The organism is Alkalicoccobacillus gibsonii (genome assembly GCF_016798245.1).
Classification (GTDB): Bacteria; Bacillota; Bacilli; order Bacillales; family Bacillaceae_D; genus Alkalicoccobacillus; species Alkalicoccobacillus gibsonii.
Genome location: NZ_JAEUZA010000001.1, coordinates 105,629 through 123,515, shown reverse-complemented (window position 1 = coordinate 123,515; position 17,887 = coordinate 105,629). Strand labels below are relative to the sequence as shown.

Here is a 17,887-nt window from a genome sequence, read left to right as displayed (position 1 = left end):
GTTCTCTTATGAAACACTTATTTAGTTAACAAAACCCGCGTGCCATTCTCTGCAGATTCTTTTGCTGCTTCGTTTAGTCTCGTCAACTGAATCATATCATCTTTTGAAATTCTTGGCGTTTGATTGTGCAGAATTTCGCTCACCCATTGCTGCATTGCACTACTTTCTTTTTGAGGCAGCTGAGGAGTTTGCCACCCTCCATCTTCAAGCTCACTTGAGCGGATTCTTAGGGCATGCTCTTCAATTAAGATACTCCCTTTCGTGCCATGCAATTCAAGGATAAATGGACTCCCACTCGCAACAAATCCAGCTTCAATCACGCCAATGGCACCAGATTTGTGACGAGTAATGACGGACGCATGATCATCGACTTCTTTTCCTGTAAAACTCCCCATTTCACACATAACCGATTCAACTTCACCAGCTAAGCGATTCGTTAAGTAGATTGGATGAGCGCCTAAGTCAATTAATGCTCCCCCTCCACATTGCTCTTTATGATAAAAATGCTCAGGTAGCCAGCCATTCGGATTGGCTTCTGTTGCTACAGCACCACCGTGTTCAAGTCTGCATCGAATGGACGTTAACGATCCTAGCAGTCCTTGCTTCAATGCTTCCTCTGCATAAAGATAAGTAGGATCATTTAATCTTGGCAAGGAAAGCATAAGAGACACGCCCTGCTTCTCTACAGCTTCTAATATTTCTTCGCACTCAGCAGTAGTTAAAGCTAACACTTTTTCAGAAAAAACATGCTTGTTCGCTTTAACTGCAGCTATGATGACATCTCGGTGCATATTTGTTGGTGTATCAACTATGACACCCTCAATCTCATCTTTCGCGAGCAGTTCATCTAAATTGGCTATGAAAGGTACGTGAAGCTCATCAGCCCAGCCTTGGCCTCTTTTCGCATCTTCATCCCAAACGGCAGTGATCTCCACATCGTTATTTTCAAGTGCTTCTCTTGCATAGTCATTGGCATGAACATGCCACCTGCTTAACATTGCTACCTTTACCATCGAATCACTCCCAATAAGTAATCGCTTTCAATCTTATCCTAATGAGAATGCATATTTTTTGTCAAGACAAAAATCTGATATTTATTTTAAATCATTTGCATCAAGCTTTTTTCTAAATTGGTAAGGTGAGCTTTTTTTAAACTGTTTAAATTGCTGGATAAAGTAGCTTGTACTAGAATACCCAACCGTTACCGCAATTTCTGTGATCGTTGCATTCGATGTTGATAATAGCTTTTCAGCTTCTGTTATACGTACATAATTTAATAACTCCGTAAATGAACGCCCGGTGATTGATTTTATTTTCCGGGAAAAGTAACTGTAGCTTAGCTTACATTCTTTTGCAGCGTCTCTCGCTGTAATTGGTGATGCATAGTTTTTTTCGATTAGATCAAACACGTCACGCATCAGTGTAAATTCAGTCTCACTGTAAGGGTCCGTTTCACGAACAACCACACCTTGATTACGCCAATGCCTGAGAACTTCCAAGAAAATAGAACAAATATGAATTCGTATTGCAAAATCATAGCCGTATTCTTTCACGTAAAATTCTTTCATCATTTCTTCAATGATAGAGGGAATTCGTGTTGTTGTTGTTTCCTTTTTTGTTAGTAGTGTTTGTGGACTTGTTTTTGCCATTGTAAATGGCAGTACGTATTTAGATTCAAAAATGGAACGAGAGGTTGAGTACAGTACTTCTGGCTCCAACTTAATAACTAGATAACGGGTATCCTCTCCCTCGTCTGCATAGATAGAATGAACCTCGTTTGAGTTGATAATGACTAAATCCCCTTCTTGCATAATAAACGTTTCTCCACTAACAAAGATACGTCCCTTTCCTGAAAATGAATATAACAATTCAATTGCTTCATGAAAATGCGGCTTCGCAATTTGCTGTAATGGTGAGCTGTGCTCCATGTGACATTGAATGGGTTGCTTTAAGGCACTTTCTTTTAAAACGTGTTCATGCTGAACCTCACTTTTAGACATTCATTTCCTCTCCTTTTAAGGGAATGACAAATATCTGATACTTTATAATAGTTTCACTATATCACCTATTCCTTCGTCATGATACATTTTTACTGAAGCAAAGATCAGAAAGGTGTGTCTGAATGAGTAAAATTGGGTTACAGCTTTATTCGTTAAAAGAACGTTGTGCAGAGAATTTAATTGGCACGCTTGCAGATGTCGCAAAAGCTGGGTATGACGGTGTTGAGTTTGCTGGATATTTTGGTGTCCCAAGTAAAGAATTAAAAAAACAACTTGATGCAAATCAGTTGCAGGTGGCTGGTAGCCATGTTGGGATTAATGAGCTTGAATCAAATCTTGATCAAGTCATTCATTATTCGCTTGAAATTGAAAACCCTTTCATTGTTTGTCCAGGTTTACCTGATCATTATCGTAATTCTATCGACGCTTATAAGAAAACAGCTGAGTTATTCTCGCGTATTGGAGAATCATGCAAACGTCATGGCATTTCCTTCGGCTATCATAACCATGACATTGAGCTTGAAACATTTGATGGTCATTATGGACTCGATCTACTCTTCTCTCATAGCGATGCGAATCACGTTCAGATGGAACTTGATACGTATTGGCTTGAAGTAACAGGACTAAAAACAATTGATTGGATTAATCGTTATCAAAATCGTATCCAAGCCCTCCATATAAAAGATATGAACAATATGACTGAAAAACGTAATGTAGAAATTGGATCTGGCGTCATGGATTTTCAATCAATCGTCGCCGCTGCACGCCCCTTCAACATTGATTGGTTTATTGTTGAACAAGAGGAATTTTCAATTGATCAATTAGAATCAATTACTAAAAGTGCTTCATACTTAAAAACCATTTTATAATAAAAGGAGAGTGTTCATAATGGAAAGAGTTGTACGTGTTGGAATGATTGGTTGCGGTGGAATTGCGAATGGGAAACAAATGCCAAGCCTTGCAAAAGTGAAGGAAGTAGAGATGGTGGCGTTTTGCGACATCGTAGAAGAAAAAGCTCAAAAAGCCGCAGCAGATTACGGAACAGAGGATGCAAAAGTATATACAGACTACACGGAACTATTAAAAGATCCTTCAATTGACGTGGTTCATGTCTGCACACCAAACAAATCACACTCTTACATTAGTATCGCTGCTATGGAAGCTGACAAGCACGTTCTTTGCGAGAAACCAATGGCTAAAACAGCAAAAGAAGCTCGTGAAATGGTTGAGGTATCAAAGCGTACAGGTAAAAAGCTTACCATTGGCTATGACAACCGTTACCGTAATGATTCACTTTACCTTAAAGAGTTGGTAGAGCAAGATGAATTAGGTGAAGTGTATTATGCAAAGGCGCACGCTGTTAGACGTAGAGCTGTTCCAACTTGGGGTGTGTTCTTAAATGAAGACGAACAAGGTGGCGGTCCACTTATCGATATTGGTACACATGCAATCGACCTTACGCTTTGGACGATGAATAACTACAAAGTAAAAAGTGTAGTTGGAAATGTATACTATAAGCTTTCTCAAACAGAAAATGCAGCTAACGCCTTTGGACCTTGGGACCCTAAAGAGTTTACAGTAGAAGATTCTGCATTCGCATTTATTACAATGGAGAACGGAGCTACTGTAACACTTGAAGCAAGCTGGGCTCTAAATACATTGGATGTTGACGAAGCAAAAGCAACGCTTTGCGGAACAAAAGCTGGTGCAGATATGAGAGATGGCCTTCGTATTAACGGTGAGAAGTTAAGCAGACTTTACGTGACGAAACCAGACCTGAATGCAGGCGGAGTAGCTTATTACAGTGGAGGCTCAGAAAGCCAGGCTGATCGCGAGGCAAGACTCTGGATTGAGGCCATTCTAGAAGATAAAGAACCATTTGTAAAACCGGAGCAGGCACTCGTTGTCAGTGAAATCTTAGAGGCGATCTACGAATCATCAAAAACGGGGAAAACGATTTATTTTGATCAAAAAGAAGAATCCACTACTTCCATCTAAGGAGTGATGCCGCTTGGCTATGATGAACGTAACTGCTTATAAACGTTCCTTGTATTGCATTGGATTCAGTACAATCTTAATCACTGCCGGCTGTCAAGCTCAAGAGGCTACAGAAGAGATCGAGGCACCCATTACTGTAGAAGGTAAAACAACGGTTTCTTATTGGCATAACCGTACAGGGTCAGGTCTAGAAGCTCTAGAACAAGTTGTTGAAGATTTTAATAGGAGTCAGGATGAAATCTTCGTACAAGCTATTTATAGCGCTTCTTCTGAAGGAGACGATCAACGGTTACTAACGGCTATTGCCGGTGGTAACCCCCCTGATCTTGCTCATTTTGATCGATTCAAGGTGGCTCAATACGCTTCGGAGAACTCACTGGAATCCTTAACACCTTTTATCGAACGTGATCAGTTTGAGATGGAAAAGTATTACGATTATGCATCACTTGAGACTATGTACGAAGATGAATATTATGCCATTCCGCTAACAACTGACTCACGTTTGTTATTCTACAATAAGGATCGCTTTGAAGAAGTTGGCCTTGATCCTGATAATCCCCCAGCATCCATTAGTGAGTTAGAAGATGCGATTGATCGTCTTACTGTTTTTAATGAAAACGGTAACATTAAACAAATGGGTATGGTTCCATGGACAGCTCAAGGATGGTTCTATACATGGGGTTGGGCCTTCGGTGGCGAATTCTATGATGAAGAAACAGGAGAATTAACGCTTACAGATCCTAAAAACGTTGACGCACTTGAATGGTTAGTCAGCTTTGCAGAAAAATATGATGCGGCTACAATTACTAGTTTTGATACTGCTCAAGGAAGTAACGAAATGGACCCCTTTAATCTTGAATTATACAGCATGAAAATTGACGGACCTTTTGCTATCTCAAACATCAAACAATACAATCCTGATTTGAATTTTGGAGTCACTCCAATCCCCACTCCTACTGGTGATCAGTTCTCAACTTGGTCTGGAGGCACCTCATTAATTATGCCAAAAGGAGCTAAGAATAAAGATGAAGCCTGGGAGTTCATGAAGTATTTTGGAAGTGAAGAGGGTCAACGAACAAATAGTGAAATTGATAACCAAATGTCTGTTATCGATACCGTAAATGAGGATTTGTATCGAGATGATCCTATTATGAGCGAATTTATTGATATTCTTCCTCAATCGAATGCGCGCCCTCCCATTGCAAATGGGCAGTTCTTATGGAACCAACTTGACAAAATGGTAGAATACGCAATTCATGGCAGAGGAGAGCCCGAAGAGTTGCTGGAAAAGGTCCACAAACGAGTAAACGAGAGACAATAGTCGTCACTCGCTAATTTTGAGTGGAGGGATTTGAAATGAAAACAGATCAAAAGCTTTCCGTGAATGAAAAAATTGCTCGAGCTCCTAAATCAAAACGTTCAAACGAGACGATAACAGGTTGGTTGTTTGCATCTCCTTGGGTTATAGGGCTTTTATTGTTTTTTGCATATCCGCTAATCTCCTCCATTTACTACAGCTTTACGGATTATAGTATTTTTCAGGCTGGAGATTTTGTTGGTATTAGTAATTATAAAGAGCTTATGACTGATGAATTGTTTTGGATATCTATAGGTAACACCATTTATTTTGCAGTCCTTTTTGTTCCACTTAGCATTATATTTGGCGTTGCTTTAGCTATGGTGTTAAACATGAAAATAAAAGGAATGTCGGTGTATCGGACAATCTTTTTTCTACCTACACTTGTCCCACATGTCGCGCTAGCTATTCTTTGGATATGGTTATTGAATCCAGAGTTTGGACTTATTAATGCAGTCCTTGGATTCATTGGAATTGATGGGCCCGCATGGCTGGGTAGTACATTCTGGGCAAAGCCTTCACTCATTCTTATGTCTTTATGGGGTATGGGCCAAGCGATTATTATTTATCTAGCTGGACTAGGCGATATCTCAGAAGAGTATTATGAAGCTGCAGATGTCGATGGTGCAAGTTTCCTACAAAAAACCTTCAAAATTACACTCCCACTCTTAACTCCAGTTATTTTCTTTAATCTTGTCATGGGATTTATCGGAGCATTCCAACAGTTTACTCTACCTTATACAATGACAAATGGTTCAGGCAGTCCCGCCGATTCTCTAACCTTTTATGTAATGTACCTTTATGATAACGCATTCAATTACTTCCGTATGGGATATGCTTCAGCAATGGCTTGGATTCTTTTTATTATCATTATGGGGTTAACAGCTTTTGTCTTCTGGACATCAAAACGTTGGGTACATTACCAAGGAGATTAAAGGAGGTTCGAGAATATGAGTGCTATCACCCAAAAACGAATGAAGACGATTTATGCTCATTCCGTGTTGATCTTAGCTTCCATCCTATTTCTTGTTCCTTTTATATGGATGGTATCAACTTCATTAAAACCTCTCACACAAGTGTTTAGCTTCCCTCCAGAATTTATCCCACGACCTATCCAATGGGAGAATTATGTTGAAGCGACAAAGTATATTCCATTTTGGAAATATACATTTAACACGGCGGTAATCACTATTTTAAGTACGATCGGCGTTATTATTAGTTGCCCTATCGTTGCTTATAGTTTTGCAAAATTAAAGTGGCGCGGACGAAATGTTTTGTTTGTCATTACGATTGGGGTCATGATGATTCCTGCCCAAGTAACGATGATTCCCCTTTTCCTTCTTTTCAACCAGCTTGGATGGGTGGGGACAAACTTACCTTTAATCGTCCCTGCATTTTTTGGTGTACCGTTTTCAATCTTCTTGTTAAGACAATTTTTTAAGGGACTACCGGATACTTTACGAGAAGCTGCTAAGATTGATGGAGCCAGTGAATGGCGAATCTATTGGCAAATTATGTTCCCACTCGCAAGGCCAGCAGTGTTAGCTATCGCTTTATTTCAGTTTATGGCTGCCTGGACTGACTTTCTTGGACCTCTCATTTATTTAACAAATGAAACGTCTTACACACTTTCTTTAGGACTTCAACAATTTCAAAATCAACAAGGGTCACAATGGCATATGATGATGGCTGTATCTACATTAATGACTCTTCCTATCATTATTTTGTTCTTTTTCATGCAAAAAACATTTATACGTGGAATTACCTTCACCGGTATAAAAGGATAAAAAAAATCGATGAGTCACCTCATCGATTTTTCCTATTAACGACGCATTCCTTCAAAAGGACGTTTTGCAGCATCGCCTAAATCTTTCATCATATCGTCCATTGTGTCGCGTACGTTATTAAACGCTTCGCCGTTTCGTAGCTTATCATCAGCAGATTGAACCTTGTTAAAGGCTTCTGAATCGGTTACTACTCGAACATCTTTTCCGTTCGTTAAGTCTTTTACGCCATTTTTGATCTTTTCAGTTACATCTTCTTTGTGTTTTCCGTCTTGCATCACAGCGATAACGACTTGGTCACCATAAGATACAACTCGTGCATCCTTTACGCCGTCCATTTTTGCCACGTGTGCACGGACATTTTCAACCGTTTCGCCATCATAATCATCCGCATAGTTCATGGCATTCGAACGCGCGTTTTGATTATGCATGTTGTCACGGCTTTCTACTCCAAAACGACTGTCTCTAGGAAGTTTTTTCCCATGACCCGTTTCCATACGAGTAGCACCACGGTAAATCATCCCGTTATCATCAATCATTCCGACACGGTCATTACCTGTAATTCCACGCGCAAGACCCTTCATATGGTTGCGGTTCTCGTAGCTTGAACGCTTGACACTTGTTCCGTCCATTTTTAGTCCACGATTTTGGTTTTGACCATAAGCGCCACCACGATCGTTTTGACCGTGCATACCACCTTGATCATTTACACCATTCATCCCGCTATAATTACCTTGACCATACGTCCCACCTTGATAGTTTGTCCCATAACGATTTCCACGCATACCTGCGTATCCATCATCCGGAGTCATCATATCAGTGACCGGACCTTCTGAGTTCATATGAGTACGATTTGAACGGTTCATCCCCTGAGAGTTTACACCTGAATCGTCGTTGTTACCACATGCACCTAAAAGTCCAGTTGATAAAAGTACAGCTGTTGTGACTGTAAGCGTTAATTTCTTCATATTTGTTTTTGCCTCCTTTCGACATTATTTTGTCTAAAGGAGGCCTATATTACACTGTTAGTTCTTGGGCACAATGTAAGGATTAAAGATTAATCCTCATAATCATCCTGCTCTTTGTATTGGTTAATCTGTTCAGGCTGCTGGTATCTAGACATTGGAATCATTTGGCCCTGTGGATTCATCATCATTGGTTCAGTTGGTGCATAGCCAAATCCTTTAGGCTGCTGATATCCATTTTGAAACGGTTCAGGCTGTTGATATGGATTCGGTTGATTACCATACATCGGCATGGATCCCATTGGCCACTGACCATAATGGTTGCCTGGATGATGAGGTCTAGGAGGTGAGCACGGTGCACATCCTGGCATCATCGGGCTGATTGGTGTGTAAGGTGAGTGCCCTTGTTTCGCATCATACTCCATTCCACCCCAAGGCTGATTAGGCATAGGCATACTCTGTTGTGCCATTGGCCATCCTTGATTCGGTTGCATAGATCCCTGTTGTGCCGTTGGCCATCCTTGATTTGGGCTCATAGCTCCTTGCTGTGCCGTTGGCCATCCTTGATTCGGGCTCATCGCTCCTTGCTGCGCTGTTGGCCATCCTTGATTTGGGCTCATCGCTCCCTGCTGCGCTGTTGGCCATCCTTGATTCGGGCTCATCGCTCCTTGTTGCGCTGTTGGCCATCCTTGATTCGGGCTCATCGCTCCTTGTTGCGCTGTTGGTGCACCTTGATTTGGTTTCATTGCTCCCTGCTGTGCCGTTGGCCATCCTTGATTCGGACTCATTGACCCTTGCTGCGCTGTTGGTGCACCTTGATTTGGTTTCATTGCTCCCTGCTGCGCTGTTGGCATACTTTGGTTTGGTTGACTACCCTTTTGTACTGTTGGTTTTACATTTGGTTCTGATGTTCCTTTTGTTTGTACCGGCTTTTGAGCCGTTGGTTTTTCCACTGTCTTTTTAGGGGGAGGCGGTGGTGTATTTGCCGGTTTTTCCTGCATGTAAATATTCATGTTTGCTTGAACATTTTTTGTTGTTTCTTTAACTGGTTTATGTGGCATCATGACTGGTGGAGCTTTAGGCATTGTTGGTTTTTTCGCTTCTTTTTTCGGTGTTGCTTGAGGTTTAACTTGTTCTTTTTTACTTTCCTTAGGTTTCACCGTTTCCTTGGAATAATCCTTCGCGACTCCAGCTTCTTTCTTAACAGCGACAATACCTGAAGGAATTTTAATTTTCATTCCAGGCATGATCATATCAGGATTAGCAAGCTGCGAGTTTGCTTTCTTTAATTCCGTGAAATCAACACCATACGCTTTTGAAAGCTTCCAAAGCGTATCTCCTTTTTGTACGATATGAATTTTCACATGATCAACCCTTTCTTAGTCATCCGTTTATTGTATGCGGGACTTGGGCATATTGACACATTCGCTTAATTTCCTACCGCCAATAGTGTATGTAAGCCTTTTTTAAAATAGACCATGTTATACTAATAAGAGAAGGCTAAGGGGAGCTGTGAAAATGACAAAAGGTGATAAGTTAATTGGCGACACGAGAAGAACAGCTATTTTAAATTGGTTATCTGAGGAGTCAAGTCCCATTACCGGTAGCGAACTTGCAAGACGTTCAAATGTGAGTAGACAAATAATCGTTCAGGATATTTCCATTCTAAAAGCAAAAAAACATGAGATTTTTGCTACAGCTCAAGGGTATATGCTACTTCCAAAACCTAAAACATCTAAAGTAACCCAATTGCTTGCGTGTAAACATGACCTCACACAAACAAAAGAGGAATTATATATCATGGTTGACCATGGACTCATTGTTCGTGATGTGATTGTGGAACACTCATTATATGGAGAATTAACAGCCTCACTGATGATAAAAACACGTACTGATGCGGACTTATTTTACCAACAAATTAGTCAATCAGGCTCTCAGCTTTTATCAGCTCTTACAGAAGGTGTACATTTACACACGGTTGAAGCGGAAAAAGAGTCGCAAATCGAGCAAGCAAAAAAGGTTCTAAGAGAAAAACAAATTTTACTTGAAGAGAATTAAAAAATGGAGAAAGTCCTTTAATAGGACCTTCTCCATTTTTCATGAACGTATTTCCGTTTTTTCCTTTAAATCGGTTAATGAGTAACACGTATAGCTACCTAACAATTCTACCTTGCAACCGAGAACCTCTAGCTCAGAAATCGCACCTGGAATTAATACTTCGTCCATTTTCTGATCAATATCAATGATGAAGTAATAATTCCCAAGGCCTGTTTTTGTTGGTCTTGACTCAATCTTGGATAAATTAAGCTTACGCCATGCAAAAGCAGATAACACCTGATGAAGCGCCCCTGTGTAGTCCTCTGGCAACGTAATCATTAAAGTAGTTCTATCACTAATTTTGTATGGTCCACATACGTCATGTTGCTCATCATTACGTCCAAGAACGAGAAAACGAGTTCGATTGCTACTATAGTCTTGAATGTTTTGATGAACCACTGTTAGTCCATATTCTTTAGCGGCCAGTTCGTTGGCAATACAAGCAACTGGGTCAGCCGGGTTTGATGCAAGCCACGCGGCGGCAGATCCTGTAGAATTCGTGTACTCCACTGTTGCACCAGGGTAAGTCTCTTTTAAAAAGTCATGGCACTGTGCAAGCGCATGTGGATGGGAAAGAACACGTTCAGGCTGATTCCCTTTTTCAAGCTGAACTGGGTGCATCAGAAATTGCTGAGCAATCGTTACCGTTACACCTGCAATAATAGGCAGCCTTTGCTTATGGATTAAATAATCCAACGTAATATTCACAGACCCCTCAATCGTGTTCTCAATAGGAACGACTGTTAAATCCAAGTCATGATTCGCAACCTTGTCCATACTTAAAGGAATGGTTTGACAAGGAATTAATTCTTCTTTAGGGAATAATGCGGTAGCTGCCATCTCTGTAAATGTTCCTTTTGGTCCTAGAAAACCGACTTTCATTTTAAAACTCTTCCTTTCTCAACCTGAACCAGCAAGTTCTACTTTCTCAACAGCCTTCAGTTTTTTCATCTGCTCGAATAACTCATCCAGTTGCATCGTAATTGGAGCTGTATCTATTGATAATGTAATATGAGCTCTTCCCTGGAGGGGAATCGTTTGATTAATGGTCAAAATATTTGCACCTGTATTCGCTACAATCATTAACAATTCTGATAACGTCCCAGACTTGTCCAATAAATTAATTGATAATGTCACAATTTTTTCCTTAGCCATCGCATGAAAAGGAAAAATTCCGTCTTTATATTTATAAAATGCACTTCGGCTTAATCCGACTTTCTGAGCGGCTTCATTAATTTTCTTCGCTTCACCAGACTGTAGCATAGATTTAGCTTCTAGTGTTTTAATCATTGCATCTGTTAAGATATCTTCTCTTATAAGGAAGAACCGTCTCGCTGACATGCCACTTCATCTCCCTGATTTATACACTGTTCACTACGAGTGTACAAAAGTACTCTCCCCTATTATAGGAGGTACACCTTCATTTGACAACCAAAAAAGGAGATGCATGCACCTCCTTTTCTTTTTCTGCTATTCGATAAATTCAAATTCGTAATTTAAGATTCGAACAAGCTCTCCATGTTGAGCACCACGTTCACGTAACGCAGCGTCTACACCCATTTTACGAAGCTGACGAGCAAAACGACGAACTGATTCATCACGTTGGAAATCAGTCATTTTAAAGATTCTCTCAAGTTCCACACCAGCAATATCATACACGCCGTCATCAGCACGCGTAATGACAAATGGTTCTTTTCTTTTTTCATGCTTGTATAATACACGTGTTTCTTCATCATCTTCTTCATATAAAGGAAATTCTGGAGCCTGTTCAAGCTCATCGGCAACTTTTGATAAAAGAGATTTTAATCCATCTTTTGTCAGGGCAGATACTGGGAAGATTGGTGTATCTTCCGTTAGCTGTTCACGAAACATCTCAAGATTATCACTAGCATCTGGCATGTCCATTTTGTTAGCAACGATGACTTTTGGACGTTCTGTCAAACGAAGGTTATATTGCTTTAACTCATCTTGAATGCTTAGGTAATCCTGATAAGGGTCACGTCCCTCAATTGCCGCCATGTCAATTACATGCACAATGACTCTTGTACGCTCAATATGGCGTAGGAATTGATGACCAAGTCCAGTTCCTTCATGTGCTCCTTCAATTAATCCAGGCAGATCCGCCATGACAAAGCTACGGTGGTCTACTGTCTCAACTACACCTAGATTAGGAGCTAGCGTTGTAAAATGATAATCGCCAATTTTAGGCTTGGCAGCTGATACAACCGATAATAATGTTGACTTACCTACACTTGGGAATCCAACTAAACCAACATCTGCTAGTAACTTAAGTTCTAGCGTAACTTCACGCTCTTGTCCAGGCTCTCCGTTCTCCGCTGTATCAGGTGCAGGGTTTGCAGGTGTAGCGAAACGAGTATTTCCGCGTCCACCTCGACCACCTTTTGCGATGACGGCCTTTTGACCGGCTTCCGTCAAATCGGCGATAATTTGACCTGTTAATTCATCCACAACCGTTGTACCCGGTGGAACTTTAACAATCATATCATCTGCGTTTTTTCCGTGCTGGTTCTTAGGACGACCATTCTCTCCTTTAGGAGCTTTAAAATGCCTGTTGTAGCGGAAGTCCATTAACGTACGTAAACCTTCCTCAACTTCAAACACAACACTTGCACCTCGGCCACCGTCTCCACCAGCTGGTCCGCCATCAGGAACATACTTTTCTCTACGATAGGAGACTTGACCGTTCCCGCCATCTCCTCCTTTGGCATAAATCTTTACTTTATCTACGAACATGTTTTTCACCTCTACTACGTATTTAACGCGTTTCACAAATGGTCTAGCTGTTTTACACTTTCTTTATCAATATAGTAATTACGCATTCATACTCATCCTGGTGCAACAAGGCACAAATTAAGCTTGAATCGTTCGCTACTTTTAATAAGTCTTTCCAATCGGCTTCTTTTAACTCTGTTTCCCCAATAAAACGGAATGTTAGTAAGCAATCTTGCTCCGAATAGTCAAACGTTATCATAACACTGTTCTCAGATGTAAAAGAAGACGATTGATCAAATTGTTTCATAATGGAACGAGTCACTAAAAGAAGTGGTTCTCCCCAAGCTTCAAGTGTCCATTGCTCGCCATTTATCTCATAATTTAAATCAACCTTTTGACTACCCCAATTATAACCGATAAGAAATAAGCTTAATTCAGGAACTCCAATCGTACAGAGTTTACTTTCTGAAATGGACTTAAGAGTGGTTTGCTCAATAATTTCTTCAATGCGGTGATAATGACCAAGAGCTAAATTTCCTTTTATCAGTTGTAGAATATTTAACCAATCATGTCGTGTATGTCTAAGTGTCGATAAAAGATCCTCGTGTCGGGTCATTCAAACTCTCCTCGTTTTCACCTTGTATGAACAGAGTGTATAAAGTGTACAAACCATTTTATCACAGAATATCCCGTACAAACAGTAAAGTTCGGAATCTGTGCAAAAGGACTTAGAGGGATCATTTATTGACATCCATTTATTTACTATTCTTATATAGTTTCCTTTCCCCTTTGTCAACCCCTTTTATAAAATTGTCAACTTTTTTTCACAATAAACCTTTACATTGTATCAATTGTTAGCTATACTTTGAAGCGTATTAACAAATCGAAAGGAGCTGAGTACTATGACTAATCTACATCTTGATACACCGATGATGAACATTTCACAAACTGAATATTCATATGCTCACGCCCGTCTGTTTTCGACTAAATTCTACTATTAAAATTCCACTAATCCGATTAGTAGGAGCTTGATATAGTCGCAGGGATGAGATGATCCCTGCGGCTTTTTATATCTTGTAAAATCCGCGGTGCATATGCTGCGGATTTTTTGTGTTCTTTTTTAATAGAAATAATTTGATTAGGAGGAAGATAATGTGACGAACATGATGAAAGGCTCACTCGTATTAGATTGGTACAGACAGGTGAAAGGCTTAACCTGAAGGAATTTTTTTGGACAGGAGGAATGGAACATGAATTTGCACTTTATCTTTTTTACCATTGTGATAAAAAAGCGCGTGTACACAGACGCTGAATTAAAAGAAATCGAACGTCAGCAAAAGCTTTCTGAAGAATTAGAAGCGACACGCACAAAATATCTTATGTATACCCGTTAATTTTGATATACGTAAAAGGCTAGGACCTTTTCGTCCTAGCCTTTTAACTATTGTTCTGAATCCATAATTTCTTTCGCACAAGCTTTACCCTGATCAATACAGTCTGGAAGACCGACTCCCGCGAGTCCAGCTCCTGCTACCTGCAATCCAGGTAAAAACGCTTCAACGTCCTCTTTCATTTTATCTAACTTAAATGTATGCCCCACTTGATATTGGGGATTAGACCAACGACTTACATAATAAAAGTCTGGCTTTTCTTTAATTTCGATTACATGCGCTAAATCATTCAGAACCGTTTGAATGATTTCTTCATCCGACTTACGAACAATGTCACTATGCCCAGGTCGTCCAACATAACAACGAAGAATCACTTTTCCTGCTGGAGTCGTATGGCGCCACTTTTTACTTGTCCATGTACAGGCTGTAATGGTGTACCCGCTTTTTCTAGAGACAACAAAACCCGTTCCTTCTTCAGCTTGAACAACTGCTTCTTCCGGAAAGACCATGGCCACTGTGGCAATTGAAGTCATTTCCATTTGTTTAAAGTAATCAAAGTACGGATAGTGTGATAACAGCTTGGCCGTGACTGGAGGTGGTGTGGTCACGATGACGTAATCAAATACGTCTTCTACCCCATCTTCGTATTGAAGTGTAAAACCGGATCCTGACTTTGTGATACTTTTCACATTTTGATTTAAGTGAATAGATTCTGGATCAAGCTTATCGGCAACTGCTTCAACAAGCGACTCAATTCCATGTTTTAACGTTTGGAACATCCCTTCTTTTTTCTTTGGGACATCCGCTTTTTTAGGAGTTTTTGGACGACTTTTTTTAATTCCTTTGATCAGGCTGCGATTCGTCTCTTCCATCTGTTGAAAGTGAGGAAATGTAGCTTTTAAACTAAGCTTATCCATATCTCCACCATAAATTCCTGATAGGAGAGGTTCGATGAGATGATCCACCACTTCATTCCCTAATCGTTTTCTGAAGAAGTGTCCAAGCGAGATATCTTCATTCGGTCCCATCGTTTTAGGAATAACAAAGTCACCAAGCGCACGAACCTTCCCTAATGGACTAAATAACCCCGTTTTGATGAACGGCGTGATCTCAGTGGGTACACCCATCACAGCTCCTGCAGGGATCGGGTAGAGACTCGTCCCCTTTAAGATGAAGGATTGTCCCGTATCATTGGTAGTCAGATCGTCTTTCAAACCTACTTCTTCAATCAAGGTAGTCATACTTGTTTTTCGTTTTAAATAAGAATCGGGACCTGCCTCTATCACAAAACCATCTCGTCTATGTGTTTGAATTTTCCCTCCAAGTCGGTTTGATCCTTCAATCACTTGGTAGTCCAATTCTGTTTCTCCGCGCTGATTTGATTTTTCAATCTCAAAGGCAGCGGCAAGACCTGTTATGCCGCCACCTATGATTGCTACTCTTTTTTTCACAAAGAGTCCCTTCCTTCTCTTAGCTTTTTCTGAATAACATTGGCTAAACTAGCTAAAAATTCAGGATCAGTATTGGGCATTTTCGGTCTAAAATAATCAACACCCAGCTCATCCGTAACAACCTTACATTCATAATCATTATCAAACAGAACTTCTAAATGATCCGCTATAAACCCTACTGGACAATAAACAAATGCTTTATACCCTTTATCATGATAAAGCGACCGTGTTAAGTCCTGAACATCTGGTCCAATCCATGGATCTGGAGTATTTCCTTCGCTTTGCCAACCAATTTCATAATGTTTGATACCTGTCTTCTCTGCTAAAAGATCTGCTGTCTCTTTTAATTGATCTGGATACGGGTCGCCTGCCGCAATGATTTTTTCTGGAAGACTATGTGCTGAAAAAATGACACAAGTCTCATCAGGATTCGGAACACTGTCCATCGTCATTTGAATTTGTTTAGACCAGTAGTCTAGAAATCCAGGTTCTTTGTACCAGCTCTCCACACTATGAATCGTAAGCCCACCTAAACGCTCCGCCTCTGTTTGCGCACGCTGATTGTACGATTTCACACTAAATGTTGAGTAGTGAGGCGCAAGAACTAAGCTTACCGCTTCGTCTACTCCATCCTGAACCATTTCTGCTACAGCATCTTCTATAAACGGTTCAATGTGCTTTAAACCGAGATACGCCTTTACTTCATACTCATCAAGCGTCTCATTTAGAATGTGTTCTATACCCTCGGCCTGCTCTTCAGTAATGACAGCCAAAGGACTTAAGCCACCAATTGCCTCATAACGATCCATTAAATCTTGTAAGGCTTCTTCACTTGGTTTACGCCCACGACGAATATGAGTGTAATAAGGTTCAACCTCTTCTTTTGAACGCGGAGTTCCGTAAGCCATAATCAAGATTCCTAATTTCTTTTTAGCCATAACAAAACGCTCCCTCTCGTTACCTATGATGTATGTGTTTGCTTATATTGAGCTGAATATTCATGAACAAAAGCTGTCAGTCGTTTTAGTACGGCTGGATCTACTTCAGGAAATACACCATGACCTAAATTAAATACAAAGTGATTGGACTTCAAGCCTTGGTCCAAAATGGTCTTTGCCTTCGCTTCAATGACCTCCCACGGAGCAAGAAGAATGGCAGGATCTAAGTTTCCTTGAACCGTCTTCGTTACACCGAGCTCTCTCGCCTCGTCTACAGAAAGTCTCCAATCAAGCCCGACAACATCAAGAGGCAGTGAATTCCACTCTGTTGCAAGATGACTCGCTCCGACTCCGTGCATGATCAGAGGAACATTCTCGGAACGTAGAGAGTTAAACACACGCTCCATTACCGGCTTAATAAATGTAATGTAATCCTCACGACTCAACGCACCTACCCACGAATCGAATAACTGAATGGCCTGAGCCCCAGCCTTAATTTGAGCCTTAATATAAGAAATGGTAACGTCACCAAGCTTGTCCATTAAAAGAAACCATGCCTTGGGATTCGCGTACATAAACGCCTTTGTGTGGTGATAATTTTTAGAAGGTCCACCTTCAATCATATAGCTTGCTAGAGTAAACGGTGCCCCACCAAAACTGATAAGAGGTACATCGAGTTGTGTTCTAAGCAACTTAATCGTTTCTAACACATAGTCAACATCTTTCTCTGGCTCAATCATTCCAAGACGCTCCACGTCATGTAAAGATGTAATCGGATTATGTATAACCGGACCAATTCCTGACTTAATTTCAACGTCCACTCCAATAGCCGGAAGCGGCGTCATAATATCCTTATATAGGATAGCTGCATCGTTGTTGTACTGATCAACCGGCAGCTTCGTAACATACGCACACAGTTCAGGCTGATGTGTGATTTCAAACAAAGAATACTTTTCTTTTATTTTACGATATTCCGGCTGCGAACGTCCTGCCTGTCTCATGTACCAAACCGGGACGTGCGAATGATCCTCTCCCCTGCACGCCTTTAAAAACGTATCATTAAACTGCTTTTCTCCCATTGTATGTATCCACCCTTCTCTCTTCCTAAAAACCGAACCGTCTTTTATCCACTCTCTAGTTTACTTTATTTCAGTAAGAAAAGCATTCCACGCG

18 protein-coding genes are annotated in these 17,887 nt (G+C 40.6%); 7 read left to right on the top strand and 11 right to left on the bottom strand.

Features of this window, described 5'->3' with window-relative positions; all coding sequences use genetic code 11:
- Positions 1–17 precede the first annotated feature (17 nt).
- Positions 18–1,013 (bottom strand): Gfo/Idh/MocA family protein, encoded by a 996-nt coding sequence (locus JNO66_RS00670; RefSeq protein WP_203086291.1) that lies wholly within the window; start codon positions 1,011–1,013, stop codon positions 18–20.
- Positions 1,014–1,094: 81 nt separating this feature from the next.
- Positions 1,095–2,000: an AraC family transcriptional regulator gene (locus JNO66_RS00665; RefSeq protein WP_203086290.1), complete on the bottom strand. Its 906-nt coding sequence runs from the start codon at positions 1,998–2,000 to the stop codon at positions 1,095–1,097.
- A gap of 122 nt (positions 2,001–2,122) precedes the next feature.
- On the opposite strand from JNO66_RS00665, the gene JNO66_RS00660 reads away from it, so the two are divergent.
- Genes JNO66_RS00660 through JNO66_RS00640 form a run of 5 tightly spaced genes read left to right on the top strand, consistent with a single transcriptional unit; the run spans position 2,123 to position 7,142 of the window.
- Positions 2,123–2,869 (top strand): sugar phosphate isomerase/epimerase family protein, encoded by a 747-nt coding sequence (locus JNO66_RS00660; protein ID WP_203086289.1) that lies wholly within the window; start codon positions 2,123–2,125, stop codon positions 2,867–2,869.
- Positions 2,870–2,888: 19 nt separating this feature from the next.
- Positions 2,889–3,998, top strand: a complete 1,110-nt coding sequence (locus JNO66_RS00655; protein ID WP_203086288.1) for a Gfo/Idh/MocA family protein — start codon at positions 2,889–2,891, stop codon at positions 3,996–3,998.
- A 19-nt stretch (positions 3,999–4,017) separates the two neighbouring features.
- A complete protein-coding gene (locus JNO66_RS00650) occupies positions 4,018–5,319 on the top strand; it encodes an ABC transporter substrate-binding protein (protein ID WP_203087456.1) in 1,302 nt (433 codons plus the stop codon).
- Positions 5,320–5,354: 35 nt separating this feature from the next.
- Positions 5,355–6,290 carry a carbohydrate ABC transporter permease gene (locus JNO66_RS00645; RefSeq protein WP_203086287.1) on the top strand — a complete coding sequence of 312 codons (936 nt, stop codon included), beginning with the start codon at positions 5,355–5,357 and terminating at the stop codon, positions 6,288–6,290.
- Positions 6,291–6,305: 15 nt separating this feature from the next.
- Positions 6,306–7,142, top strand: coding sequence for a carbohydrate ABC transporter permease (locus JNO66_RS00640; protein WP_203086286.1), 837 nt, complete (start codon positions 6,306–6,308; stop codon positions 7,140–7,142).
- 35 nt (positions 7,143–7,177) lie between these two features.
- Here the strand turns inward: JNO66_RS00640 and JNO66_RS00635 are convergent, their stop codons facing one another.
- Positions 7,178–8,107: a YhcN/YlaJ family sporulation lipoprotein gene (locus tag JNO66_RS00635; RefSeq protein ID WP_203086285.1), complete on the bottom strand. Its 930-nt coding sequence runs from the start codon at positions 8,105–8,107 to the stop codon at positions 7,178–7,180.
- An 89-nt stretch (positions 8,108–8,196) separates the two neighbouring features.
- Positions 8,197–9,468, bottom strand: a complete 1,272-nt coding sequence (safA, locus tag JNO66_RS00630; protein WP_203086284.1) for a SafA/ExsA family spore coat assembly protein — start codon at positions 9,466–9,468, stop codon at positions 8,197–8,199.
- 154 nt (positions 9,469–9,622) lie between these two features.
- Between safA and JNO66_RS00625 the strand changes: the two genes are divergently transcribed.
- A complete protein-coding gene (locus tag JNO66_RS00625; RefSeq protein ID WP_203086283.1) occupies positions 9,623–10,162 on the top strand; it encodes a transcription repressor NadR in 540 nt (179 codons plus the stop codon).
- A 39-nt stretch (positions 10,163–10,201) separates the two neighbouring features.
- Here JNO66_RS00625 and pheA read toward each other — a convergent pair whose 3' ends face one another.
- The 4 genes from pheA to JNO66_RS00605 form a co-directional block, all read right to left on the bottom strand.
- Entirely contained in the window at positions 10,202–11,083 is an 882-nt protein-coding gene (gene pheA / locus JNO66_RS00620; protein WP_203086282.1) for a prephenate dehydratase, read from the bottom strand.
- An 18-nt stretch (positions 11,084–11,101) separates the two neighbouring features.
- Entirely contained in the window at positions 11,102–11,542 is a 441-nt protein-coding gene (locus tag JNO66_RS00615; RefSeq protein WP_203086281.1) for an ACT domain-containing protein, read from the bottom strand.
- 129 nt (positions 11,543–11,671) lie between these two features.
- Positions 11,672–12,955 (bottom strand): GTPase ObgE, encoded by a 1,284-nt coding sequence (gene obgE / locus JNO66_RS00610; RefSeq protein WP_203086280.1) that lies wholly within the window; start codon positions 12,953–12,955, stop codon positions 11,672–11,674.
- A 52-nt stretch (positions 12,956–13,007) separates the two neighbouring features.
- Positions 13,008–13,550: a Spo0B domain-containing protein gene (locus JNO66_RS00605; RefSeq protein WP_203086279.1), complete on the bottom strand. Its 543-nt coding sequence runs from the start codon at positions 13,548–13,550 to the stop codon at positions 13,008–13,010.
- Between the two features lie 634 nt (positions 13,551–14,184).
- On the opposite strand from JNO66_RS00605, the gene JNO66_RS00600 reads away from it, so the two are divergent.
- Positions 14,185–14,328, top strand: coding sequence for a YrzI family small protein (locus JNO66_RS00600; RefSeq protein ID WP_203086278.1), 144 nt, complete (start codon positions 14,185–14,187; stop codon positions 14,326–14,328).
- Positions 14,329–14,375: 47 nt separating this feature from the next.
- Here the strand turns inward: JNO66_RS00600 and hemY are convergent, their stop codons facing one another.
- The 3 genes from hemY to hemE are packed head-to-tail and all read right to left on the bottom strand — an operon-like array spanning position 14,376 to position 17,793.
- On the bottom strand, positions 14,376–15,776 hold the full coding sequence (hemY, locus tag JNO66_RS00595; protein ID WP_203086277.1) for a protoporphyrinogen oxidase: 1,401 nt from the start codon (positions 15,774–15,776) through the stop codon (positions 14,376–14,378).
- Complete coding sequence (gene hemH / locus JNO66_RS00590; RefSeq protein WP_203086276.1) at positions 15,773–16,714, bottom strand: ferrochelatase; 942 nt, start codon at positions 16,712–16,714, stop codon at positions 15,773–15,775. Before hemH ends, hemY begins: the two co-directional genes overlap by 4 nt.
- A 23-nt stretch (positions 16,715–16,737) precedes the next feature.
- Positions 16,738–17,793, bottom strand: coding sequence for a uroporphyrinogen decarboxylase (gene hemE / locus JNO66_RS00585; protein WP_203086275.1), 1,056 nt, complete (start codon positions 17,791–17,793; stop codon positions 16,738–16,740).
- Between the last annotated feature and the right edge of the window lie 94 nt (positions 17,794–17,887).